22 protein-coding genes, 2 tRNA genes, 1 pseudogene and 1 riboswitch are annotated in these 24389 nt (G+C 40.8%); of the genes and pseudogenes, 14 read left to right on the top strand and 11 right to left on the bottom strand.

Annotated features, from left to right (window positions below; all coding sequences use genetic code 11):
* Window positions 1–109: 109 nt before the first annotated feature.
* From AC07M3_RS09535 to AC07M3_RS09555, 5 genes are all read left to right on the top strand, one after another.
* Window positions 110–721 carry a DUF1285 domain-containing protein gene (locus AC07M3_RS09535; protein ID WP_004640922.1) on the top strand — a complete coding sequence of 204 codons (612 nt, stop codon included), beginning with the start codon at window positions 110–112 and terminating at the stop codon, window positions 719–721.
* Between the two features lie 46 nt (window positions 722–767).
* Entirely contained in the window at window positions 768–1634 is an 867-nt protein-coding gene (murI, locus tag AC07M3_RS09540; protein WP_494567160.1) for a glutamate racemase, read from the top strand.
* Between the two features lie 116 nt (window positions 1635–1750).
* Window positions 1751–2755, top strand: coding sequence for a DUF4062 domain-containing protein (locus AC07M3_RS09545; RefSeq protein WP_494567161.1), 1005 nt, complete (start codon window positions 1751–1753; stop codon window positions 2753–2755).
* A 73-nt stretch (window positions 2756–2828) separates the two neighbouring features.
* Window positions 2829–3845, top strand: coding sequence for a ferrochelatase (gene hemH / locus AC07M3_RS09550; protein ID WP_494567162.1), 1017 nt, complete (start codon window positions 2829–2831; stop codon window positions 3843–3845).
* A gap of 23 nt (window positions 3846–3868) precedes the next feature.
* Entirely contained in the window at window positions 3869–4513 is a 645-nt protein-coding gene (locus tag AC07M3_RS09555) for an MBL fold metallo-hydrolase (RefSeq protein ID WP_005045031.1), read from the top strand.
* Here the strand turns inward: AC07M3_RS09555 and AC07M3_RS09560 are convergent.
* On the bottom strand, window positions 4510–4704 hold the full coding sequence (locus tag AC07M3_RS09560; protein ID WP_003654666.1) for a DNA gyrase inhibitor YacG: 195 nt from the start codon (window positions 4702–4704) through the stop codon (window positions 4510–4512). The genes AC07M3_RS09555 and AC07M3_RS09560 overlap by 4 nt on opposite strands.
* A gap of 87 nt (window positions 4705–4791) precedes the next feature.
* On the opposite strand from AC07M3_RS09560, the gene AC07M3_RS09565 reads away from it, so the two are divergent.
* From AC07M3_RS09565 to AC07M3_RS09585, 5 genes and pseudogenes are all read left to right on the top strand, one after another.
* Window positions 4792–5430: a class I SAM-dependent methyltransferase gene (locus AC07M3_RS09565; RefSeq protein WP_080595440.1), complete on the top strand. Its 639-nt coding sequence runs from the start codon at window positions 4792–4794 to the stop codon at window positions 5428–5430.
* Complete coding sequence (locus AC07M3_RS09570; RefSeq protein ID WP_494567163.1) at window positions 5420–6625, top strand: TIGR03862 family flavoprotein; 1206 nt, start codon at window positions 5420–5422, stop codon at window positions 6623–6625. Before AC07M3_RS09565 ends, AC07M3_RS09570 begins: the two co-directional genes overlap by 11 nt.
* A gap of 78 nt (window positions 6626–6703) precedes the next feature.
* A complete protein-coding gene (locus AC07M3_RS09575) occupies window positions 6704–7114 on the top strand; it encodes a GFA family protein (RefSeq protein WP_494567164.1) in 411 nt (136 codons plus the stop codon).
* A 45-nt stretch (window positions 7115–7159) separates the two neighbouring features.
* A riboswitch (Fluoride riboswitch) is annotated at window positions 7160–7226 on the top strand.
* 124 nt (window positions 7227–7350) lie between these two features.
* Entirely contained in the window at window positions 7351–7731 is a 381-nt protein-coding gene (crcB, locus tag AC07M3_RS09580; protein ID WP_454667488.1) for a fluoride efflux transporter CrcB, read from the top strand.
* Between the two features lie 219 nt (window positions 7732–7950).
* Window positions 7951–8046 (top strand): annotated as a pseudogene (locus AC07M3_RS09585) (hypothetical protein); the annotation flags it as partial.
* 158 nt (window positions 8047–8204) lie between these two features.
* Here AC07M3_RS09585 and AC07M3_RS09590 read toward each other — a convergent pair.
* The 3 genes from AC07M3_RS09590 to AC07M3_RS09600 form a co-directional block, all read right to left on the bottom strand.
* The gene (locus AC07M3_RS09590; RefSeq protein WP_004640939.1) at window positions 8205–8537 is read right to left on the bottom strand and encodes a HopJ type III effector protein; all 333 of its coding nucleotides are present in this window, start codon (window positions 8535–8537) and stop codon (window positions 8205–8207) included.
* Window positions 8538–8788: 251 nt separating this feature from the next.
* Window positions 8789–9043: a type B 50S ribosomal protein L31 gene (locus AC07M3_RS09595; protein WP_003654672.1), complete on the bottom strand. Its 255-nt coding sequence runs from the start codon at window positions 9041–9043 to the stop codon at window positions 8789–8791.
* 99 nt (window positions 9044–9142) lie between these two features.
* The gene (locus AC07M3_RS09600; protein ID WP_045434837.1) at window positions 9143–10441 is read right to left on the bottom strand and encodes an ABC1 kinase family protein; all 1299 of its coding nucleotides are present in this window, start codon (window positions 10439–10441) and stop codon (window positions 9143–9145) included.
* A 256-nt stretch (window positions 10442–10697) separates the two neighbouring features.
* Between AC07M3_RS09600 and AC07M3_RS09605 the strand changes: the two genes are divergently transcribed.
* Together AC07M3_RS09605 and AC07M3_RS09610 are read left to right on the top strand one after the other, a co-directional pair.
* Window positions 10698–11945: an SfnB family sulfur acquisition oxidoreductase gene (locus AC07M3_RS09605; RefSeq protein ID WP_494567165.1), complete on the top strand. Its 1248-nt coding sequence runs from the start codon at window positions 10698–10700 to the stop codon at window positions 11943–11945.
* A 32-nt stretch (window positions 11946–11977) separates the two neighbouring features.
* On the top strand, window positions 11978–13228 hold the full coding sequence (locus AC07M3_RS09610; protein ID WP_003654675.1) for an acyl-CoA dehydrogenase family protein: 1251 nt from the start codon (window positions 11978–11980) through the stop codon (window positions 13226–13228).
* A 35-nt stretch (window positions 13229–13263) separates the two neighbouring features.
* On the opposite strand, the gene abeM is transcribed toward AC07M3_RS09610, so the two are convergent.
* Both abeM and AC07M3_RS09620 read right to left on the bottom strand, forming a co-directional pair.
* Window positions 13264–14610, bottom strand: coding sequence for a multidrug efflux MATE transporter AbeM (gene abeM, locus AC07M3_RS09615; RefSeq protein WP_494567166.1), 1347 nt, complete (start codon window positions 14608–14610; stop codon window positions 13264–13266).
* A 32-nt stretch (window positions 14611–14642) separates the two neighbouring features.
* On the bottom strand, window positions 14643–15104 hold the full coding sequence (locus tag AC07M3_RS09620; RefSeq protein ID WP_045434844.1) for a DMT family transporter: 462 nt from the start codon (window positions 15102–15104) through the stop codon (window positions 14643–14645).
* A 116-nt stretch (window positions 15105–15220) separates the two neighbouring features.
* Here AC07M3_RS09620 and hemW point away from each other — a divergent pair, with 116 nt between their 5' ends.
* Complete coding sequence (hemW, locus tag AC07M3_RS09625) at window positions 15221–16375, top strand: radical SAM family heme chaperone HemW (RefSeq protein ID WP_494567167.1); 1155 nt, start codon at window positions 15221–15223, stop codon at window positions 16373–16375.
* Window positions 16376–16420: 45 nt separating this feature from the next.
* Here the strand turns inward: hemW and AC07M3_RS09630 are convergent, their stop codons facing one another.
* Entirely contained in the window at window positions 16421–17176 is a 756-nt protein-coding gene (locus AC07M3_RS09630; RefSeq protein ID WP_199990015.1) for an SDR family oxidoreductase, read from the bottom strand.
* Between the two features lie 112 nt (window positions 17177–17288).
* Here AC07M3_RS09630 and AC07M3_RS09635 point away from each other — a divergent pair, with 112 nt between their 5' ends.
* Window positions 17289–18185 (top strand): LysR family transcriptional regulator, encoded by an 897-nt coding sequence (locus tag AC07M3_RS09635; RefSeq protein ID WP_494567168.1) that lies wholly within the window; start codon window positions 17289–17291, stop codon window positions 18183–18185.
* Between the two features lie 63 nt (window positions 18186–18248).
* Here the strand turns inward: AC07M3_RS09635 and AC07M3_RS09640 are convergent.
* The 4 genes from AC07M3_RS09640 to AC07M3_RS09655 form a co-directional block, all read right to left on the bottom strand.
* Window positions 18249–18324, bottom strand: a tRNA-Lys gene (locus tag AC07M3_RS09640).
* A gap of 21 nt (window positions 18325–18345) precedes the next feature.
* Window positions 18346–18421, bottom strand: a tRNA-Lys gene (locus tag AC07M3_RS09645).
* A gap of 120 nt (window positions 18422–18541) precedes the next feature.
* Entirely contained in the window at window positions 18542–20383 is a 1842-nt protein-coding gene (locus AC07M3_RS09650) for a long-chain-acyl-CoA synthetase (protein ID WP_494567169.1), read from the bottom strand.
* Window positions 20384–20574: 191 nt separating this feature from the next.
* Window positions 20575–23922 (bottom strand): Rne/Rng family ribonuclease, encoded by a 3348-nt coding sequence (locus AC07M3_RS09655; RefSeq protein ID WP_494567170.1) that lies wholly within the window; start codon window positions 23920–23922, stop codon window positions 20575–20577.
* Window positions 23923–24389 lie beyond the last annotated feature (467 nt).

Below are 24389 nucleotides of genomic sequence, written 5' to 3' on the forward strand. Positions count from 1 at the left end.
GGCGCAAATATGCTATTGTGCCTTTTATCGTTTTGGCTAGTATAGTTTTAAACCATGATCTAGCCAATTGGCTGAGTCGTCATATTTTTTCGTCAGCAAGGCATAAACTATGGTAAATCAAAATAATTCCCCATCGGATATGGGAAAAATACCGTTATCTGATGATAAAAACTTAATGAACATTGCACAATACTTAAAAGGTGTACAGCAAAGTCACAAAAGGTCAATTCCACCTTTAGAGCAGTGGCATCCAAAGCATTGCGGCAAAATGGATTTGACGGTTAAAGCCAATGGAGAATGGTGGCACGAAGGTCAATTGATTAAGCGCCAAGCCCTATTAGATCTATTTACCAAAGTCCTATGGAAAGAAGAGGGTAAATTCTACCTGAAAACCCCCGTAGAACAAATTGAAATTGAGGTCGAAGATGAACCTTTATTAGTCAATCAGGTAGATCAGGTTGAAATTTCAGGTGATCAGTTTTTACAACTGACTACGACGAATCAAGATGTGATTTTGGTCGATGCTGAACATCCAATTTTTATGCGTGAATATGACGGGGAATTGCGTCCTTATGTGCATGTACGTTTTGGAATTAACGCCCTTATTCAACGTCAGTCTTTTTATCATTTAGTGAACTATGGAACACTCATTGAAAAAGAGAATGGTGAAACCATTTTAGAGTTAAAAAGTGGTAATTTGCTCTTGCAATTAGGCACTTGAGGTTTAAGCTTTAGGAAGTGAAAATTTCCGACACTTCAGTACAGCCATGACAGCCATACAACCTCTATTTACCGATCTAGAACCTATGCCTAACGCATCTGCTGATGCTCCAATTGGTATTTTTGATTCGGGAATTGGAGGAATGTCAGTTGCAGCAGAAATTGCCCGATATTTGCCAAACGAACGTATTGTGTATTATGCCGATACTGCCTACGTTCCTTATGGCCCACGTTCTGATGAAGAAATTAGAGAGCTCACGGCGCGTGCTGTTGACTGGTTATACCGTCAGGGTTGCAAAATTGCGGTTGTAGCATGCAATACCGCTTCAGCATTTAGTCTTGACCATTTACGCGAGCATTATGGTGAACACTTCCCAATTGTTGGGTTAGTTCCAGCATTAAAACCTGCCGTATTGCAAACACGCTCTAAAGTGGTTGCCGTGTTGGCGACACCTGCTACTTTTCGAGGACAACTCATTAAAGATGTTGTTGAAAAGTTTGCTATTCCAGCGGGTGTTAAAGTGATGACTTTAACCAACCTCGAACTTGTTCCTTGTGTGGAAGCAGGGCAGCAAATGGGGGAGGCATGTTTAAACGCATTAAAAGAGGTTTTACAGCCTGCCGCTGAGCGAGGTGCAGACTATTTAGTGCTCGGTTGTACTCATTATCCTTTCTTAAATGAAGCAATTCATCATCTTTTTGATAACCAATTCACACTGGTTGATTCGGGATTAGCAGTAGCCCGACAAACAGCCCGTATTTTAATAAAAAATGCGTTATTATGTGACCAAATAGGTCAGAATGTTGCACGTATTGAATGTTATGTCAGCGGAAATAATGCCGAGGCACTGCAACCTGTTTTACAACATATGATTCCACAAGAGTTAACTTGGACACTTCATAATCTGAACTAATTTTTTGGCATCGTTTAGAAAGTAGTGTTTTTTAGATTTATTATTTTATTTGGGGCGGTTCATGATCTTGGCTGATATTAAGTCAAGTACAGGTCATGGAGCGAAAGGGTATTGTTATGCTCGATACACGCTATCAGATTTTTATTTCAACGTCTGGCCGCGATATGCAGCCAGAGCGAATGGTTTTGTCTCAAACCTTGGTGGGGATGAGTTTCTTTGCTTGGGGACTAGAACATCGAACACCTTTAACCACTACACTTGCACGTCGACAGATTGATGAATGTGATTATGTAATCCTACTTTTAGGCAGCCAGTATGGGGAACAAGCGATTTCTGGTGTGAGTTATCTGTCTTTAGAATATGAATATGCGTTAAGTCAGGCTAAACCTATTATTGTGTTCATGCATGAACAGCCTGAAAACCGTGAAATAGATTTACAAGAAACACATCCACAACTTAAAGATAAATTTCTCGCATTTAGAAAAAAATTATTACACGAAGCAGAGCATATTTTTTACTTTAAAACTCCACGTGAACTGGAGTTGGCTGTCCGTTTAAATATCCCTTTAATGATTGAGCAGTATGGGGGAGAAGGCTGGGTTCCTGCACATCAAGCTCATCACTTAGAAGATGAAATTAAGCTATTAAAAAGTAAAATTTCGCAGTTAGAGCAGAAACTAATCGAGCCGTCAACAAAGTTAAACGAAGTTGCGCCGCAAGATATTTTTGCATTTGAATATCAGATTCGAGCATTTCAGGATGGCAACTTTAAAGAGCTTAAACGTCAACGACAAATGACTTGGTCTCAGTTGTTAAGCGTGCTGGCAAAGCGCTTTGAAACAGCGATGCCAGAAGAGAATTTTGCAGCGTGTCTGAATGAATATTTAAATCAGGCTGGCTTAGAAGATGCTCGTCAGGAATTACCTCGTGCGCATGCGGTTGCCTGTGCACAGATTAATCATAAGGCACTGTTCCGAATTAAAAATCAAATGCAATCACAAGGCTGGATTGTTCCAACTCAAACCGAACAATCATATGGCTTATGGAAACTAACCACTAAAGCTCAAAAGATATTGCTGAGCTATAAATGGAATCATCGGGGCGTTCGATTAAAAGCTTAGAGCGATTCAATTTATATATGACAATGAAAACTGTTACATTAGTGTCATAAGATGAACTGAAAGGCATTTACACATGTCGTTTGAACAAAAACCGAAAGTTACTGTCATTTTAGCGAATTTAGGCACACCAGATGAGGCGACTGTGCCTGCGGTGCGCCGTTTTTTAAAACAGTTTTTATCTGATTCACGCGTGATTGAAATACCGAAACTGATCTGGTGGATAATTTTAAATCTGTTTGTTTTGCCTTTTCGCCCGAAAAGAGTGGCGCATGCCTATGCCTCGGTATGGTCCGCAGATTCGCCAATGCGTGAAATTGTGTTTGAACAAACCAAACGTGTGCAGGCTTATTTAGAGCGTGAAAATAAACAGTTTGATTTAACTGTGGTACCCGCAATGACCTATGGAAATCCGGGGATTGATGCAGTTTTAGAAAAATTGGCGGCTAACCCGCAAGAACATGTCATTTTATTACCTTTGTTTCCTCAGTATTCCGCAACATCTACAGCGCCGTTATATGATGCGTTTGCCAAATGGATTCCTAAACAGCGGAATTTGCCGGGGCTGACGATTATTAAAGACTATTATCAGCATCCAATGTTTATTCAGGCATTGGCAGAAAGCGTTTTAGCTTACCAAGAGCAGCATGGCAAACCTGAAAAACTATTGATGTCATTTCATGGAATTCCACAGCCATATGCAGACAAAGGTGACCCTTATGCAGACCGTTGTCGAATCACAGCAAAGTTAGTCGCTGAAGCCTTACATTTAAAAGATGATGAATGGGCAATTAGCTTCCAGTCACGTTTTGGAAAACAAGAATGGGTGAAACCTTATACCGATCAGCTTTTACAAGATTTGGCGCAGCACGGCGTTAAGTCTGTTCAGGTATTAAGCCCAGCTTTTTCTGCCGATTGTCTAGAAACGCTTGAAGAATTAGCGATTCAAAATGCTGAACTATTTCAACAAGCCGGCGGTGGAAGCTATGCTTATATTCCAGCTTTAAATAGCGATCAGGCTCATATTGATTTGCTTGCAGGTTTAGTTCAGGCTAATCTTGATGCCCTTACTTATACCTTAGCCCACCGTTAATTGTGTTTTAGCCAGAGGTTTTTATGCTGCAAGTCAAAATTGTTCCAGTTACTGCATTTGCTCAAAATTGTTCCCTCGTTTGGGACAGTGAAACGAAAGAAGCAGTTTTGATTGATGCTGGTGGTGACGCTGCTGTTTTGAAAAAAGAAGTTGAAGCTTTAGGTCTAAAAGTGAAGGCCCTGTGGCTGACTCATGGGCATTTAGATCATGCTGGAGCGGTGGGTGAGCTTGCTAAAGAATGGAGCGTTCCAGTTATTGGTCCACATAAAGAAGATCAATTCTGGTTAGACATGATTCAGGAAGTATCAGCACGGTATGGCTTCCCAATTCCGCAGCCTGTTAAAGTCGATCAATGGCTTGAAGGTGGCGAAGTGCTAAAACTGGGTGAAGATGAGTTTGAGGTGCGCTTTGCACCGGGGCATACACCAGGACATGTTGTTTTCTATAATAAAAATCATGGCTTACTTTGGACAGGCGATGTTCTGTTTAAAGGTTCGATTGGACGAACAGATTTCCCGCGAGGCAATCATGATCAGTTAATTGAATCGATTAAACGTGAATGTTTTAGTTTGCCAGATGATACTCAGTTTATTTCTGGACATGGCCCGATGAGTACCATTGGCTATGAAAAACAATTTAACCCGTTTGTCGCTGGTAAAGCAGGTTAATCCTCATAATCATCTTCATTTTGACTACCCTTGTTTTGCTGAGGAGCATCTTGGGTAGGCAATTTATATTCATCGTTTGCCCAAGCGCCTAAATCAATTAATTTACAGCGTTCTGAGCAAAACGGGCGAAACTCATTACCTTCCCAAACACTTGGTCCACCACAACGTGGGCAGGGAAATGTACGTGGCATATAGCGATATCCTCAAAGTGAAGAGAAATAGATTAGGCAAAAGTCAGGTGAGTTGTTAGACTTATGCCGATTTTTATTTAGTTTGATGTGATTATGCCGATTCGTCAATTTCAAGCACAACGTATGCAAGCGCCTCGTGATTTTACCCCAATTGAAAATACACCGATTTGTGTTGAAATTGGTGCTGGCAAGGGTAAACATGCTTTGCTCTTTAGCGGCCAACAGCCACAGCATACGTTATATGCAATTGAACGAACCCGAGAAAAATTCTTGGCAATGCAAAAACAGCATGGTTTGGAACCAAGAGATAATTTGGTACCTGTACATGCAGATGCTTTACCTTGGGTTGTACACGCTTTACACCCTGCTCAAGTTGAACATTTCTTTATACTCTATCCAAATCCAGAACCACATAATCCGGCACAGCGCTGGTTGAATATGCCTTTTTTTGAGTTCTTAATCTCACGCCTGCAAACAGGTGGAACCATTACATTGGCAAGTAATATTCCTGAATATATTGAAGAAGCAGAACAGCAGTTAATTCATGTGTGGAAGCTGCCTTATCAAAAAGAAAAAATTGCCCAAACCTCTGCACGTACTCATTTTGAAATTAAGTATTTAGAGCGTGGCGAGCTTTGTCAGCAACTCATTATGACCAAGCCTGAAGGCTACAGCACACGTTTTGATGATTTTGCGCCGCTGCAAGGGCAAACACATGGCGAATAAGCGGGTTGCTATTATTGGGGCAGGCCCAGCAGGTCTTATGGCTGCTGAAGTATTAAGCCAATATGCTTATGATATTGATGTGTATGAACAAAAGCCTTCAGCTGCGCGTAAGTTTCTTATGGCAGGTAAAACAGGGTTAAATATCTCACACGCTGAACCATTAGCACAGTTTATTGAGCGTTACGACCATTCAGAATGGCTAAAACCTTGGGTTGAAAAGTGGGGTGCCCTCTGGATTCAAGACTGGATGAAAAGTATTGGAATTGAGTCTTATGTGGGCAGCTCTGGTCGTATTTTTCCGGTCGAAATGAAAGCAGCGCCTTTACTGCGTGCTTGGCTAAAACGCTTGGCAGAGCAGCAAGTTAAATTCTTTTATCGTCATCGTTGTATTGATTTGCAAGGTACAACAGTGACTCTACAAAATCAGAATAATCAAAACGCTGAAACTTTTACCCAGCAGTATGATGCTGTGGTATTGGCATGTGGGGCTGTGTCGTGGTCACAATTAGGTAGTGATGGTGCATGGCAGCAATGGATTCATCAATCTAGTATTGAGCCTTTCCAGCCAAGCAATGCAGGGGTGTTGCACGCTTGGTCTACTTTTATGGAAAGTTGTTTTGGTGAACCCTTAAAACGCGTCCATGCATGGGTCGATCCTAGCCAAATTACACATGGTGATATTGTGATTACTCACTATGGTTTAGAAAGTGGGGTCATTTATAAACTCGGGCGTGCTTTACGAGAACAGCAAAAACAAGGACAAAGCTTAAATCTATTTTTAGATTTATTGCCTGATGTAGAGTTGTCACAGTTAATTAAAAAATTGCAGGCTGGCAAAAAACAATCGCTCACCAATATCTGGCGTAAAGCAGGCTTAGACACAGCCAAAATTAACTTAATTAGAGAAGTCGTTGATAAAGCGCTATGGAACCAACCAGACGCTATGGCTCAGCAAATCAAAGCGCTTCAAATCAAGTTAGAGGGCTTTAGACCCATTGAAGAAGCGATTAGTTGTGCAGGAGGTATTAAGCAAGAAGCACTTTCCGAAAGTTTAAATCTCAAAGAAATATCAGGGGTGTTTTGCTGCGGTGAAATGCTGGATTGGGATGCACCTACAGGTGGTTATTTACTTACAGCATGCTTTGCCACAGGACGAGCTGCGGGACAGGGCGTGCATTCATTCTTGGAGCGATAAGTGCTTCATTTGGCGCTATGTTTGATAGGTGAAAAGTGTTATTTTTGACCGATTAATAATAATAGGAGTTGCGATCACATGTCTCAAGCATCACCAGTCTATCAGGGAAGTTGTTTATGCCAAGGTATTCGCTATGAAATTAAAGGCGATATCGGAGATATTATTCAGTGTCATTGCCAACGATGCCGAAAAGCCAATGGAACAGCATTTGCCACGAATGCTCCTATTAAAAGTGCAGATTTTAAAATTACCCAAGGCGAAGAATTAGTCAAAAAATTTGCTGTGGAAGGTGTGTATCGTTGGTTCTGTAGTGAATGTGGTTCACCTTTGATTAGCTCGCGTGATGGACAGCCTGAACTATATCGTTTAAGAATTGGTACTCTGGATACACTATTAGATCAAAAACCAACGATGCATATTTTTGCTGCTTCAAAAGCAGAGTGGGATTGTATTCTGGATGATTTGCCGCAGTATGCTGAACGTCCATGATTTAAAAAAGTATATTTCAATCAACTTTTAGATGGACTAATATAATTAAAATAGGGAGATGGCATTCTTCCCTTGAAAAACCGCCGTATTGGCTAATGATGCCTACGTTACCCTCATGTATTTATATCGCTGGGTACGTAGGTTATTGCGTACTTTGCTTATTTTTGGAGTACGCCATGTCACATTTACCTTCATGTTTTTTTACTCTTTTAGCGTCTATCTAAAGGGGTGGTCCTATGTATTACTCTCTACTTTCAATTGCTCTAGGTTCCGTTCTAGGGGCATGGTTACGTTGGTTTTTAGGCTTAAAGCTCAACCCGATTTATCCTCAAATTCCACTGGGTACTGTCACCGTTAATTTAGTAGGTGGGTTTATTATTGGTTTTGCGATTGCCTACTTTGCCCATAGTGATTTAAGTCCAAACTATAAACTTTTTGTGATTACTGGTTTTTGTGGTGCTTTAACCACCTTTTCAACGTTCTCAATTGAGATCGTCACGTTGTTGCAAAGTGGTAAATTGGGAATGGCGATCTTGGGGATTTCTATTCATTTAATTGGGTCGTTAATTTTTACGTGTTTGGGTTTGGCGACTTATTATTGGGTAGCAGGCAACTGATTATTCAGATGTTTAAGGCACGATATATATGGCACGGCCTCTGTTTTACAATATTCTCCAGCACTATTTGTATAGGCATACCTTACTTTTGAAAGATCAAAAGTAAGCAAAAATCTTTTGTTTCGCTGATGCTACATCCTTATAGCACAGCGAAACAGCGGCATCCTTGCCGCTTGTCACGATAGTAAATGACTAATTATTATTTAAATTATAAAAAGAAAATTATCTGATTTATTCTTTGATTTGATACGCGTTAAAGTCATCAACAGCCTGACTGAAATCAGAGATATATTGTTTTTGCAAAATATTGGATAAGTACAAACAGATAACAGGTTCTGTTGATGAAAATGGTTTTGCCTACTTTTCCCAAAAGAAAAGTAGGTCGAGCTGAAGGCTAATCTAGGTATAAAATCTAACTGAAAAAACTCTGTTGCGACAATCCTATGATTTGAGGCATTAGCTACTAAAGCTTATTATTTTTCAGCTAAAGCCTGACCTTCAAACTTTACACCATCCCAACCATTTTGCATAAACTGACGGATATTTTGGTGATCAGTTCCCTCAGGTGTAGCCAATACAGATGCATAGTGTTCTGCAAATAAACTTAAAGTTTGTGCTTGGTCTAAATCTTGTAATTTGGCAAAAGAGAAAACTTTTGCACTGCCTTGATTTTCAGTAGCAGCGTTATGCTGTGCGCCATTTTGAAAAGCTGTTGGAGTATGTTGGTAGCGTGCTTCAATATGAGCTAAAACGTCTGAAAATTTTGCTGTGCCTGCTTGTAATTGGGCAAGTAACTCTTGTGCCATTATCTTAAACTTCCTATCAAATGAGGGTTTAAGCATAGCATCGAATAGAAGCTTTGGAAGCTTGGCGAATACAAAAAATTGATGAGTTGTGGAAAAAATAAGAATAGTTTTTACATAAGTTGTGGATAAGTTCTCTTTTATACACAACATAAAAAGATCGAAAAAACGGACATAAAAAAAGAAGCCTAAGTGGAGGAGATAGTCTTAGGCTTCCAATGATTTAAGTGTATTGATCAAACCTTAACGTAAGATTAACTCTTACGATTAAAGCGAGCGAAACGTTTATTAAAGCTTGCAACACGGCCTTCGTTACTTGCTTGACGTACTTCACCTGTATAGAAAGGGTGTGATGCACTTGAAATATCAAGGGTGACATAAGGATAGACTTGACCTTGATATTCTTTAGTTTGTTTCGTCTGGAGAGTACTGCCAATTAAGAAGTACACATCTGCATTGGTATCATGAAATAACACTTGTTGATAAGCAGGATGAATATCTTTACGCATGAGAGATTGTCCTAAATTATTTTTGATTAAAGAAATGTTATAACATAACAATTAAAAAGTCAATGTATCCCCTAAAGGTCACACTGACTCAAAATTTAATTAGCTAGATGGCGGGACCAGTTCTTCAAATAAATCACTGAGATTGTCATGTACTTTTAAGTGAATCAGGTTCCAGTAGTGTCCTGAAATTGTTCTATTGACCATCAGCGTATCTGGTGAAGGTTTAAAGACATCCCAATACTTTAAAGATTTTTTCACAAGCAACATGCCATCATGATGTGATGAGTTCTCGGCAAAATCATAAGTGGTATTAAGCGGGCGTAATAACACTTCAATCCATAGCTTATAAAGATCACTTGGGAACTTGCCTTTTTCAGCAATGGAGTGTAGTTCGAGTAGCTCTGTTTCAATCAGATCAATATTTTCATGGCGAGCTGCATTCACTAAACGCTTGAAGTGCTGAACGATTTCATTTGAAAGGGTTTTAACACTACCATAGTCATAAATAATTACACTGCCGTCTTGGCGGAAAGCGAAATTTCCAGGGTGAGGGTCACAGTGAAAACGTTTTAAAAAGAACATTTCCTGACCTAAAGCACGTATTAGGCGGTTTCCAATTGTATTTCGAATTTCGAGCGGCCAAGAACTTGCAGTTTCAATGCTGTCACCTTGTTCGAGGCTTAGGGTCAAAATACGTCTTGAAGAGTAATCTTTATAAACAGTTGGAATGATAATTTTGTCATCTAACTGACTATGGAATGTTTTAAAGACCTCAAGATTTTGAGCTTCAATTTCATAATTGAGTTCTGCTGAAAGGCTATCCTGAATTTCTGCAAAAAGCTGATCTTGTAGCTTTTTATCAATTTTAAGTACGCCCATTAAGCGAAGGGCTAAACGTACTTGTTTTAGGTCACTTTCACAGGCTTCATCAACACCTGGATATTGCACTTTAACCACGACTTGTTCGCCACTAGGCAGAGTAGCTTTGTGAACTTGCCCAATCGATGCAGCAGCAAAAGGTTCACTATCAAAAGATTTAAAAGCCACATTAAGCGGTTTCCCAAGCTCTCGTTCAATTTGCTGTTGAATCGCAGCAAAAGGCATGGCTGGGGCTTGGCGTTGTAACTTTGAAATTGCTTTAGCGACTTCAGGCGGGAAAATATCTTTATATTGCGATGCAATTTGCCCGACTTTCATGACGGCACCTTTCATTTCTCCTAAGGTGTCGGCAATTTGCAAACCAATATCCTGAAATAACTTGGTTTTTGAAGCCAGCTTTTGCTCTTCATCTGCGGTCAAGTTTCGAATCGAGTTAGAAACGGTTTTCGTTGCAATGCTCGCGGTCATTCCTGCAAGTTTCATAAAACGTTTGCCTGGTGAACTTGCATTCTTTGCCATATCTTCGATACCTCATTGACTACAACATAATATTGCTTAGTTTTGATCATAGGTGACAAAGCTTAAAAAGCCTATACGAAATTGTTTATCTCATGTAAGAAAATTTTCGAAAAACAAAATGTTATTTTTATAGTAAAAAATATGAAAAGCTTGTGAAAATCCATTTCATAAACAAAGCTTTAATATCTATAAAGTCTCTATTTTTTTAGTGCTAATGTGAATGACAGGTTAAATAAATATAGAGATAACAAAAGCTATGACAAGTTTAAATTCGGCCCATGGACGATCTCAAGCGGTTCCTTTATCTGTATTTGAGCAGTCGAAAGATGCACATATTATTCGCTCCGATGAAGAGGCAATCCAGATTGCAAAACAACTTGCACAAGAGTTTGCACAAGAGGCATCAGAGCGAGATAGAGAGCGCCGTTTACCCTTAAATGAAATTCAACAGTTCTCACAAAGTGGATTATGGGCCATTACAGTTCCCAAGCAGTTTGGTGGTGCACAAGTCAAATATCGAACGTTGGCTGAGGTCATCAAAACCATTGCGAGTGTTGACCCCTCTCTTGCGCAGCTTCCTCAAAATCATTTGGCTTTTATTGAACATTTGCGTCTTGATGCAGGCCCAGAACAACAACAGTTTTTCTTTAATTTAGTGTTGAGAGGAATCCGTTTTGGAAATGCCTTTTCGGAAAAACATAGCAAAACGGTTGCTGACCTCACTACAACATTACGAAAGACTGAGCATGGTTATGAAATTAATGGCAAGAAATTCTTTGCAACTGGTGCCTTACTAGCACATTGGATTCCGATTGTCGCGGTGAATGAACAAGGGCAGCCTTATGCAGCACTAGTCCCTCGGGAAACTTCAGGGGTGAATATTATTAATGACTGGTCTGGTTTTGGGCAACGAACTACGGCTAGTGGCACTGTTGAACTTAATCAGGTTCCAGTACGTGAAGAATATTTAGTTCCGATTTATCAGGCTTTCGAGCGTCCTACTCCAGCAGGGGCAATTTCACAATTTATTCAAGCTGCTGTCGATGCAGGTATTGCACGTGGTGCCATTGAAGAAACAATTCACTATGTCAAAAATCATAGCCGCGCATGGGTCGACTCAGGTTTGGAAAAAGCCAGTGATGATCCTTACACGATTGCAAACATTGGTGATTTAAAAATAAAACTGCGTGCAGCAGAAGCCGTATTAGATTTGGCAGGAGATGCGATTGATCAAGCGATTGCCGACACGACAGAAGAGCATGTAAACCAAGCGACATTGCTGGTTGCTGAAGCAAAAGTACTCACCACAGAAGTTGCGATTTTAGCAGCCAATAAGCTTTTTGAGTTGTCTGGAACAAGATCTACTTTGTCTGAGCTTAATCTAGATCGCCATTGGCGTAATGCTCGTACCCATACCTTGCATGATCCGGTGCGCTGGAAATATCACATTGTCGGTAATTATTACCTCAATGGCGTGCATCCGCCCCGTCATGCATGGAGTTAAATTGAAGAAAAAATAAGATTAGGAGAATAAAGATGACAATTACCCAAATTGAATTAGAAGAACTGTCCGTAGGCGCTGATTATGAAAAGGTAGCGAGTAGATTTCGTCCAGTTTTTGAAAAAATTGCACAAGGCGCAATTCAACGAGAAAAAGAACGAATCTTACCTTTTGAACCGATTCAGTGGTTAAAAGAACTGAAATTAGGTGCGGTACGTGTACCTGTTAAATATGGTGGAGATGGGGTGTCATTACCGCAACTTTTCCAGCTTTTAGCAGAGTTAGCACAAGCAGACTCGAATATTGTGCAAGCTTTGCGTGGACACTTCGCTTTTGTTGAAGACCGTTTAGTTGCCCATAAAGAGCATTCGCAGGAGGTTTGGTTTCAACGCTTTGTACAAGGTGATTTGGTCGGGAACGCATGGACCGAAGTTGGAAATGTACAGATAGGTGACGTCGTTACACGAGTAACCAAAGATGCTTCGGGCAACTTGGTGGTGAATGGTGAAAAGTATTATTCAACTGGAAGTATCTTTGCAGACTGGATAGACCTATTTGCTTATGATGAAGTGAATGACCGCCATGTAATTGCTGCTATTTATCGCCATGAAACAGGGGTAAGTGTGATTGATGATTGGGATGGTTTTGGTCAAAAGACAACGGGCAGTGGCACCTTAAAAGTACATCAGGTTCATTTGCCAGCTTCGCACCTCATTCCATTTGATCAGCGTTTTAAATATCAGACTGCTTTTTATCAGGTCGTACACCTTGCAACCTTAACCGGGATTGCACAGGCAGCTGTAGAAACTTTTAGCCAAGAAATTCGTGAGCGAAAACGTATTTTTAGTCATGGTAATGGTGATCTGGTTCGTCACGACCCACAAGTTTTACAAGTGGTGGGTAAAGCCTCTGCTCAAGCCTACGCAAGTCAGGCAATTACCTTAAAAACGGCGGAGGCATTACAAAAGGCTTATGAAAGTCACTTTAGTGAGTTAGAGGTAAAAGAACATCAGTTTAATGTAGATGCTGAGCTTGAGTCCGCACAAGGGCAGGTGGTGATTTCTAACTTGGTACTGGATTTAACCAGCCAGTTATTTAATGCTTTAGGCGCGTCAGCAAGTAGTCAGGTCAAGCAACTCGACCGTTTCTGGCGTAATGCGCGAACAGTGTCTTCACATAATCCACTTATCTATAAAGAAAAAGTGATTGGTGATTGGGAAGTGAACCGTACGGATTTACCTTTTGTCTGGCAAATTGGAGCAAGTCCTAGAGCAAAATCTGCATAGTGTAAAAGAGCCGATATTTTATCGGCTCTTTTTTATTAGGTTTGGCTTAAACGTTTGGTATTTAAATAAAGCCGTGAGAGTAATAAGACACAGGCAATGCTTAAACCAATAATTAAGCCTAGCCATACACCTGCTACCCCCCAATGGGTATAACGTGCTAAATAAAGTCCGATAGGAAAAGCAACCACCCAATATGCCATGAGCGTAATCCACATCGGTGCTTGAGTATCCTGCATACCTCTTAAACAGCCTGCGGCACTTACTTGTAACGCATCCATCAACTGATATGCCATTGCAAACCAGAGTAAATACATCGCAACAGGAGCTACGGTTAAGTCTTGAGTATAAATCGAGATAATTTGTTCACGGCCTAGAGCAATAAAAGTCATGGTTAATATGGCAAAAAATATTGCTGTGCTCAGACCAATCTTTTGTACCTGATACATTGCAGCCCAGTTCTTTTCACCATAATAAGTACCGACACGGATGGTTAAGGCAATGGCTAGTGAAAGCGGAATCATAAACAGCACAGAGGTAACGGAAATTGCGACTTGGTGTGCGGCAATAAACACTTCTCCAAGTGGGCTAAGGACCAATGCACCTGTACTAAAAATACTAATCTCAAAGAACACAGCTAAACCGATTGGTAGACCAAGCTGTAAAATTCTTTTAACCCAAGCCATATTAATTTTATCAAATCGGCCAAAAATAGACGTGTTTCGATAAGCTGAGGCTTTATAAATATAGCTAGCTAAAGTAATCAGCATTAGCCACTGTAAAATGGATGTTGCAAAACCACAGCCCGCGCTACCTAATGCAGGTATTGGTCCTAATCCATGCATAAAAATCATGTTAAGAGGGATCAATACAACTAAAGCTAACATGCTAATAGCTGTGACAGGGCGTGGATGGCCTAATGCTTCTGAATAGCCACGTAGCGCTGCGTACATGGTCACAGCTGGCATACCCAAACCAATTGCATGCAAGAATAGACTTGCTTTAGGTCGTAAGCTCTCTGGTACACCGAACACATGCAAGAAAAACGGCATAAGCTGCAAAATGAGCATTGCCAGTACACCTAAAATGACGGCAACCCACAATGACTGGCGAACAACGACAGGGATCTGCTCTGTATTTCTTGCGCCTTTTGCTTCGGCTACCAAGGGTGTAGTTGCAATCATAATGCCGCTGAACAGGAGCATGATTGGAACCCATAAACCGACCCCTAAAGCAATTGCTGCTAAATCGGTTGCAGATAAATGCCCAGCCATAATAGTGTCAATTAACCCAAAGCCTGCTTGAGCAAACTGGGTAATTAAAATCGGTAGCATTAAGTGGAAGAGTTGTTTTAATTCAGACCGAAAAGATGTGACATTCGACACAAAAGGTACTCTTTATAAATATAAAAATGAAGCTAACGCTGCAAAGTGAGTAGCACACCGACAAAGATGATGACTCCACCAAGAAACCGTTGCCATGTAACAGGTGTCTTTTCTGTGCCCAACCAACCAAAATGATCAAGTAACATAGAAATAACTATTTGCCCAAAAATGACTAAACCTGAAAAGGTTAAAAAACCAAGTTTAGGTGCAGTATAAATGCTCATGCTAATTGCATAAACCCCAAGAAATCCTCCAGTCCATAGAATCCACGGAATATTTGATATTTCACTTAAAGTTGGCTTTTCAGCACTTTGAAAGAAAACCATGATTGCTAAAACAATAGTTCCTACAAGAAAGGATAAGAGGGCTGCTTGTAAGGGCGTGTGTAATTGTTCTCTCAATTGTGCATTGATGGCGGTTTGAAAAGCCATGGCAATACCGATTCCCAGAGCTAAGGGTAAAAATAGGAAAAATTGGCTAGAAAATTTCATCATTTTTATCAGTATTTAAGTATGTTTAAAAACAGTCTAAAGCAATTAAGGTATGTTTTCATAAGCCCATTGATGCAGTCATGTTAAAATAGAAATATTGTGTAAATTGGACCTGTTCCTTGGCTGTATTAAACCCTGCTTCTATTCCTTTATCTTTGTATATCCACATGCCTTGGTGTGTGCGTAAATGTCCATATTGTGACTTTAACTCGCATGCCGTACCAGACGGAGCACTTTCTTCGGAACTCGAGCAAACCTATTTAAAAGCGTTGGTAGCCGACTTTGAAACTCAACTAGAGATGGCACAAGGGCGTTCGATTCACAGTGTATTTATTGGTGGTGGAACACCTTCACTGATTTCGGCACAGGGTTATGTGTGGTTATTTGCAGAGCTTAAGTCATTACTTAAGTTTGAAGATAGCTGTGAAATTACCTTAGAGGCAAATCCAGGAACGGTAGAGCATGACCCGTTTGCAGGATATTTAGAGGCAGGCATTAACCGGTTGTCTATTGGAGTCCAGAGCTTTGATGCCAATCATTTGCAAAAGCTTGGACGTATTCATTCTGCAAATAATGCAATTGAAGCGATTCAACAAGCAAAACAGGCTGGCTTTAAGCGAGTGAATGTAGACTTAATGCATGGTTTACCTGAGCAAACGCTAGAACAGGCGCTTTACGATCTACAGTTAGCTGTAGAAAGTGGCGCAACACATATTAGTTGGTATCAACTCACCATTGAACCGAATACCGTTTTCTTTCGTACCCAACCTGTTCTACCGCAGGATGAAATGCTAGAAGACATTCAAGAGCAGGGTGAAGCATATCTTAAGGCAAATGGTTTTATAAACTATGAAGTTTCGGCATGGCGTAAAGAGCTGCCTTCAACACACAACTTAAATTATTGGGAATTTGGCGATTATCTTGCGATTGGTGCGGGTGCACATGGCAAAGTTACACGACCAGATGGAGTGTATCGTTTCCAAAAAACTCGTTTGCCAAAAGACTATTTAGCCAAGGTTCCAGCTGAACATTTGCAAATGAAAAAGATTGAGGCAGAAGAGCTGCCATTCGAGTTTATGATGAATGCTTTGCGTTTAAATGATGGTGTAAAAGCTGAGTTATATGAACAGCGTACAGGTTTAAGCCTAGAAGGTTTAGATGAGGTACTCACTTCTCTACGAGCTAGAAAACTACTGGTAGATGATGTTTCCCGTTTAGCCTGTACAGAGCAAGGCCATATTTTCTTAAACTCAGTGCTAGAAGAATTTTTATAATGAAGCAAAGTAAAAGCCGCATCATTAGATGCGGCTTTTTTGATTTTAGCGAGTGGTATAACCACCATTTGCAAAAATAGTTTGACCGGTAATCCACCAACCGTCGGTCACTAAAAAGCGAACTAATGGCTCAATATCTTCTATTTTAGTAAGACCACCTAAAGCTGAAGCCGATTTATGGTAAGCGACTGCCTCGGCAGATTCCTGGCCATAAAAGAAGGGTGTATCCATAGGTCCAGGCGCAACAGCAGTCACAGAAATCTGGCGGTCTCCAAATTCTTTTGATGCAGCGCGGGTGTAATGCTCAACAGGGGCTTTTAAGCCTTCATAGGTTGAGTACAGCCCAGTGTAGGCTGCAAGAAGCGAAGTAACGATTGAGCAGATTTTTCCGCCGTCATTTAAATGCCGACCAGCCGACTGAATAAAGAAATAGGCAATTTTGGAGTTGATATCGCTCATGCTATCAAACTCTTGTTCTGTGGTTTCCAAGAAGGATTTTTTCAAAACCTTTCCAACCGTATTAATCGCAATATCAATTCCACCAAAATGCTGTTTGGTGTCGATAAAGAGTCTTTCGATATTATCAATATGCGTTAAGTCTGCCTGAATTAAAACGGCATCTACACCTAAAGCTGTTACATCTGCGAGCGTCTGCTCTGCATCTGCCTGAGTTTCAGCGCTATTGTAATGAATTGCGATTTTTGCACCTTGTTCTGCAAATTTACGGCTAATGAGTCCACCTAAGTTTTTTGCACCGCCTGTAATCAGTACCACTTTATCTTTAAGAGTATGAGTTGCCATGATGATTGTTCCTATGATGACTTGTTCTAATGTGTTTTTAGTCTAGATTGGCGGTAATTTTTGATCAATTATGCTAGTTTGGTTTAACTATTCAGAAAATACGAACAATTAAATGGATCGGTTGCAGCAGTTTTTTATTTTTACGGAAGTCGCTAAACGACAAAGCTTTAGTGAAGTGGCAAATCAGCTCGATTTACCTCGATCGACAGTGACCAGTGCTATTCAACAGTTGGAAACTCACTATGGTGTTCGGTTATTTCATCGAACCACTCGTAAAGTAAGCCTTACGCAAGATGGGCAAAGGATATTGCCCGAATGTCAAAATCTATTATTTGATTATGAGCAATTAGAACAACTTATACAGACGCAAAAGCAGCATTACCGTGGCACATTAAAAGTTTCAATGCCCAGCCGAATCGTGCATCAAGTGATTATTCCAGAACTTCCCGCTTTTTATAGCCGCTATCCAGATATCCATTTACAACTGAATAGCTCAGATGACATTACTGACTTGATCGAGAAAGGGATTGATTGCGTTGTTCGGGTGGGGCAGCTAGACAATAGTAGTTTGATCGCGAAGTTTGTTGGCAACTTGATTATGGTGAACTGTGCAAGTCCCGATTATCTGGAACATTATGGTATTCCTGAACAATTAGAACATCTATCTCAGCACAAACTCATTAACTACGGAGGAGCGGTAGGGGAAAAACAAGGCGTATTTTTATATCAAGATGGAACAGTGATGATGGACAGTGCTTTGAGTGTAAATAATACCGAAGCCTATATTACTGCGGCTTGTGCGGGCTTAGGGATTATTCAACTACCTTACTATGATGTTCAGGATAAAATTGAGCAAGGAACTCTGATTGAAGTGTTAAGTGCACATACGGCTCAATCTTTGCCACTTAATATTTTATATCCGAATCGAAGTTATATTCCTAAACGGTTAGAAATTTTTATGGAATGGGTTAAAGATGTTCTATATAAGAGATGCATCGTCATCTTTTAGTCATGAAATTAAAATACGATAACAATAAAAAAAGCCTCTCGCAGTGAGAGGCTTTTTAGAATTTGGTGGGTCGTCCGCGATTCGAACGCGGGACCAACGGATTAAAAGTCCGCTGCTCTACCAGCTGAGCTAACGACCCAAATAGGTCAAAACAGATAAGTGGTGGGTCGTCCGCGACTCGAACGCGGGACCAACGGATTAAAAGTCCGCTGCTCTACCAACTGAGCTAACGACCCGTATCGTTTTGATGTCGCGTATTTTAGCAAGTTATTCAACTAACACAAGAGGTAAATCAAAAACATTTGCATGATTGCCTATAAAAAGCACGATTTCCTCTTGTTTAGCTAAAAAATGAACTAAAAACGGTATTTATATGCCTGAATGTTGTCAAAAATTTCAGTTGTGACGTCACAATAACTGTTCGCACCAGGTAATAAAGCGAGTAAACGTTCAGAAGTTTTGCCTGGATTAAACGAATCTTCCTTCAATTTATTCTTTTGATATTTAAAAGTACCTGTTGTTTCAACTTTAGCCTGCACACGTAAAAACACGGGTACTGCGTAAGCCGGTAGGCATTTTTTAAATATCGTTACCATTTCTATTAAATCAGAATCATTTAACTCGGCCCCATCAGCAAGTGTGATTGCTGCCATACCAGCACGACCATTGGTATTTGGAATTTCTACACCATAGACCACTGCTTCAGCGATCTTGTCGTATTCACAAACCATGTTCTCAACTTCAGTCGTAGATACATTTTCGCCTTTCCAGCGGAAAGTATCTCCTAAACGGTCAACAAACTGGGCATGACGGAAACCAATATTACGAACAAGGTCACCTGTGTTGAAATATGAATCACCTTTTTTAAAGACATCTTTCATAATCACAGATTTATTCTTTTCTGGGTCTGTATAGCCGTCAAAAGGCGAGCGACTGGTAATTTTACCAACGAGCAAACCGATTTCACCTGCTTTAACTTTTTTACACCAACCCTTTTTATCGCGTACAGGTTCGTTTTTCTCTTTATCAAACTCAATAATCGCGTATGGCGTAGGAGAGAAGCCTACTGTGTTGTCAAAGTTAAAAATATTACTAAACCCGACATTGCCTTCACTTGATGCATAAAGCTCAAGAACTTCTTGGACACCAAAACGTTGTTTGAACTTATCCCAGATGTTTGGACGCATGCCATTACCAATCATTTTGGTTACGCGGTGGGCACGGTCAATGTCTGTAGTAGGGGCATCCATTAAGTAGCGGCAAAGCTCTCCAACATATCCTATTGCAGAGGCATTAAATTTCTGAACATCTTTCCAGAACGCACTGGTTGAATATTTACGTCGAATTGCAAGGGTAGAACTTCCTGCAATCACCCCACACCAGCAAACTACGACACCCGTTGCATGGTAAAGTGGTAAGGTTACATACATCACATCATCTGGACCAAGGTTTAAAATGTGACCATAGGTGCCATATGCGAGCGTCCAGCGACTGTGCTTGAAAATAACAGCTTTTGGTAAGCCTGTTGTGCCCGAGGTATAAATATAAAACAGGCCATCATTCCCATGAACAGACTGGGTAGTCGATGGGTTAAATTTTGGAAATTGATCAATTTCTATTGCAAGATTGGCATAACCTTGAGGTGCTGTTCCTGCATCTTGACGTGTAGCCTGATCTGCAAACCAATGGAAACGGTCTTTAGGAACATTTAGGTCCTGACGAATTTCATCAATTACAGCTCGAACTTCTTCACCTGCAATGACGGCAATTGGTTTGACAAGATTGATACTATGAGCGAGGACCTTACCTACTTGAGAGGTATTAACAAGCGCAATAGTGACCCCGATTTTAGCTAAACCTACAATAGTGGCAATAAGTTCAGAACGGTTCTCAACCATTACTGCAATCACGTCACCTTTACGTGCGCCGAGAGAGAGATAGTAATGAGAAATCTGGTTAGCCCATTCGTTTAAAGCTTCATATGAGTAACTTTGATCTTCAAATAATAATGCAATACCTTGCGGATTTCGCTTAACAGCTTTTTCAAAAGCTACACCTAATCCCGTTGGTGTATTTGCTGTTCTTAAGTAAGCCTGTTTAAGACCATTCAGGATATGGGGTACTTTGGGGATGAAGCTAGGAAGTCTTGTTGCAACATCACCAAGCGTAATGATATCGGTCTGTGTTGTCTGGCTCATATCAATCCTATTTATTTTTCGATCAATCCAAAAAAGGTTGCGTTGGCAAAAGTACAGTATTTTTCATGGTTCACCATGCTTTTAAAACTTTTCTTCTAGTGCAATCAACCTAATTGGTTAAAAATAACAAAAAAAACCTAGTCATCGAAATGACTAGGTTTGTTTAAATTAGCTGCAATTGAGCAAATGATTTACTCAGCTACAGGATTTGCTTTCTTTGGTGGACGACCACGAGGACGACGAGGAGGACGATTTGGTTTGTCCAGATCAGCCTTAGAATCTTCTGATTCAACCTCTGCATTAACTTCTACGGGTGCTACAGCTTGTTCAGTGGCTGCTTTGGCTTTTGCTCTCGGTTGTTTCACAGCCGGAGCTTCAACCACAGTTGTCGCTGGTGCTTCTTCTACGCTTGTTTCACCTTGCGCTACTTCAGTCACCTGATCAAGCTCAAGCGGTTGTTGTTTTGACTCAACAGGTGCTTGCGTTTCAGCAACAGGAGCAACAACAGTTTCTTCAACAGCCGGAGCTACAGGAGCAGCTTCTTCTGGTGCAGAGTGTTGTTGTTTAACTTGCTCAAAAGCTTGTTCAGCAGCAAGTTTTGCTAAACGACGACGTTCACGTGGATCATTAGCAACACGTGGTGTCGACTCTTTTTGTGGCGTCAATGCAAGTACAGGCGCAGGCTCTGCTTCTTGTGATGGTTTATTGCTTGGAAGCTCTGCATCACGAGTAACAGGCTTCTTGTCTTCAGCATCAGACGCGACTTCTGTTACTAGAATACTTGCGTACTGTTCTGCAAATTTTAGCAATGCACGATTAAACGTTGGAACTAAACCAAACTGTTCAATCAATACTGTGCAGTCTTCACCATAAACATGGCGAATCAAGCTACCAATCGTATATTGCGCCAAAGTTGGAATTTGCGATGGGGCAATAGAAGGTATCGCAGCTTTAGCACGTTTTGCGTTGCGTTGTTCACGGCGACGCATACGAGGATCATTACTCGCACGTTGAATTTGCGGTTGATTTTTGTTGTGTGCTGGAGGAGGAGTAGTTTCTTCTGCTTCAGCAGTTACTGCCTCTTCTACAACAGCAACAGGTGCTGGAGCTGACTCTTGAACGACTTCAACAACAGGTGCTGTTTCAGTACGTTTAACAGGCTGCTCAGGAGTTAAAGCGATAATTTCGCTTTGTGCCTGATCAACATTGATCACTAAGGCTGTATTCATGACTTCATGCTTTGGAGCATCGATCAAATCAACCTTAATTTGTTTCTCATCAACAACTACTGGTGCCGGCGCATTTTGATTTTCATTTAATACGCTTGGATCGCGGTGGCGATTTGGACGGTTCGGACGTTGTTGATTATTACGGTCACGACGCGGCACGGCATTTTCAGTTTGTTGTCCATCATTTTGATGTTGTGGATGTGGCTGATCAGGGTGCGGACGTTTTTGTTGACGTTTTAACTCACGTTGTTCTTGACGTGATAACTGTACAACTTCTTCATGAACCTGTTGTGGTTGTTGCTGCTGTTGTTGTTGTGGCTCTTGAGTATGGTGATGTTGTTCACGTTGCTCTTTGTGCTTACGTTTTTTGTTGTTTGGACGTTGTTGTACTTTCTCGTCTTTTTCAACATTCTCACGAACTTCCTGTTTAGCAGGAGATTGCGAAATATAAGCATTGTTAGATGGCGCCGAAACAACTTCAGCAACTGCTGGTACTACGACTTGTCCAAACTGGCCACGGCTTACAGCGCCAGTATTCACCATTTGTTCAATTGACGCAGCAGCGTTCTGTGCCGAACGAGATTGGTCAACAGTTTTAGCTTGTTTTTGAACAAAAAGGTTCTCTAACCATGCACAAGGGCTCGCTGCTTTTTGAGTGCTTGGTTGAGCAGCAGAAGGTTGAGCTGGTTGATTTACTTTCTTTTGACCGGCTGTGTTGTTTGCAGCAGGAGATGCATGAGTATGGCCATGATCAGCTTCTTCTAAATGCCATTCAGAAGATTCATAACCTAACTCTTTCTCGCTTGAACGAGTTGCTTCAGTACGTTCGTAGCTAGATGGTGCAAATCCATCTGGATTGTACTGAATTTCATAATGAGGTGTTTCTAAGTGTGGGTGAGGTAAAATAGTCACACGAACACTAGAAGTTTGTTCTAAATAAACAAGGCTATGGCGTTTTTCATTGAGTAAGAACGCTGCAATTTCAACAGGAACTTCTACTTGTACTTCACCATGACGTTCACGAAGTGCAATTTCTTCTACTTTACGCATAATTGAAAGCGAAAGTGAGCGTAAGTCACGGACCATACCTGTGCCATGACAGCGTGGGCAAACATATCCAGTTGCTTCTTCAAGTGATGGACGTAAACGTTGACGGCTCATTTCCATTAAGCCAAAACGAGATAATTGGCCAAACTGGATGCGTGCACGGTCGCTTTGTGTTGCTTCACGAAGTTTTGCTTCAACCATACGTTGGTTGCGTTCTTTAGTCATGTCAATAAAGTCGATCACAACTAAACCGCCAATGTCACGAAGACGAAGTTGGCGAGCAATTTCTTCTGCTGCTTCTAGGTTTGTATTAAGCGCAGTTTCTTCAACGTCATGTCCACGAGTCGATTTCGCAGAGTTAATGTCGATTGAAACTAAAGCTTCGGTCTGGTCAATTACGATTGAACCACCAGAAGGAAGTTTTACTTCACGCTCGTAAGCAGTTTGAATTTGGCTTTCAATACCAAAATGAGCAAACAATGGCTCGTTTAAAGTATAAGTTTTAAGTTTGTCTAATTGACGAGGCATTACTGCTTTAACGAAGTTGTAAGCTTCGTTATAGGCTTGTTCGCTATCAATTAAAATTTCTGCAACGTCATCACGTAAGTAATCGCGGATAGCACGAGTTACTACACCAGCTTCTTGGTGAACAAGCATTGGAGACGGACCAGAACTTGCTGTGCCTTGGATTTGTGCCCAAAGGTCAAGCAAATGCTGTAAATCTAACTGTAATTCTTCTTGAGTACGGCCAATACCTGCGGTACGCACAATAACACTCATGCCGCGAGGTAAATTTAAAGAAGCTAAAATTTCTTTTAATTCTTCACGTACAGAACCTGAAATTTGACGGCTAATACCACCGCCTTTCGGGTTGTTTGGCATAAGAACCAAATAACGTCCTGCAAGTGAAATGAATGTAGAAAGGGCAGCGCCTTTGTTACCACGTTCTTCTTTTTCAACCTGAACAAGTAATTCAGTACCTTCAGTGATGAGTTCACGAATGTTTGAAGTTTGTCGTGGGTCTGCTTGGAAATAGCTGTTCGCAATTTCACGCATAGACAAGAAGCCTTGACGGCCTGCGCCATATTCAACAAACACAGCTTCTAAAGAAGGTTCTACGCGGGTTACATGGCCTTTATAGATATTGGATTTTTTCTGTTCTCGGGTACGATTTTCTAAATCAAAATCGTAAAGACGATTACCAGTGATAAGTGCAACGCGGACTTCTTCTGCGTGAGTTGCATTAATCAACATACGTTTCATGGGTGTGACACCTAATAGTGACCCACACAAACATATCGCACAAACTTAAAGGTTCTGAACGAACATCGAACATGACGGATCATTTCCCAGATCTCAAAATATTTGTGGTCTGAGTCATCTGTTACCGGCTACATTTAGCCTGAACTTCGATTCTCGTCTGTGATGTAGGCAATACTGCTTCAACCTTTAAATCGGACTTCCTTAGTGCTTCACTGGCGGGTGAGCGGTACATTGGTTAATGACTTTCACTGTCATTGAGCGCGAAGTGACTTCTTTTTAGAAGTTTGATACGGAATGTTCATCGTATCGGTGCTTTCGGCAGTTCCAATGCATCAACGCTTTAGCCTGAAGGCAACATTAAGGAGCGATTTGTCTGATGTGTATCAGTTTACGTTCCATAACCAACTAGAGTTGGTAACATATTTTTTTGAACAAACTGAATTAAACGCAACAGTTTGTCATTTTGC

It is taken from the genome of Acinetobacter sp. GW821-FHT09D10, assembly GCF_059416285.1.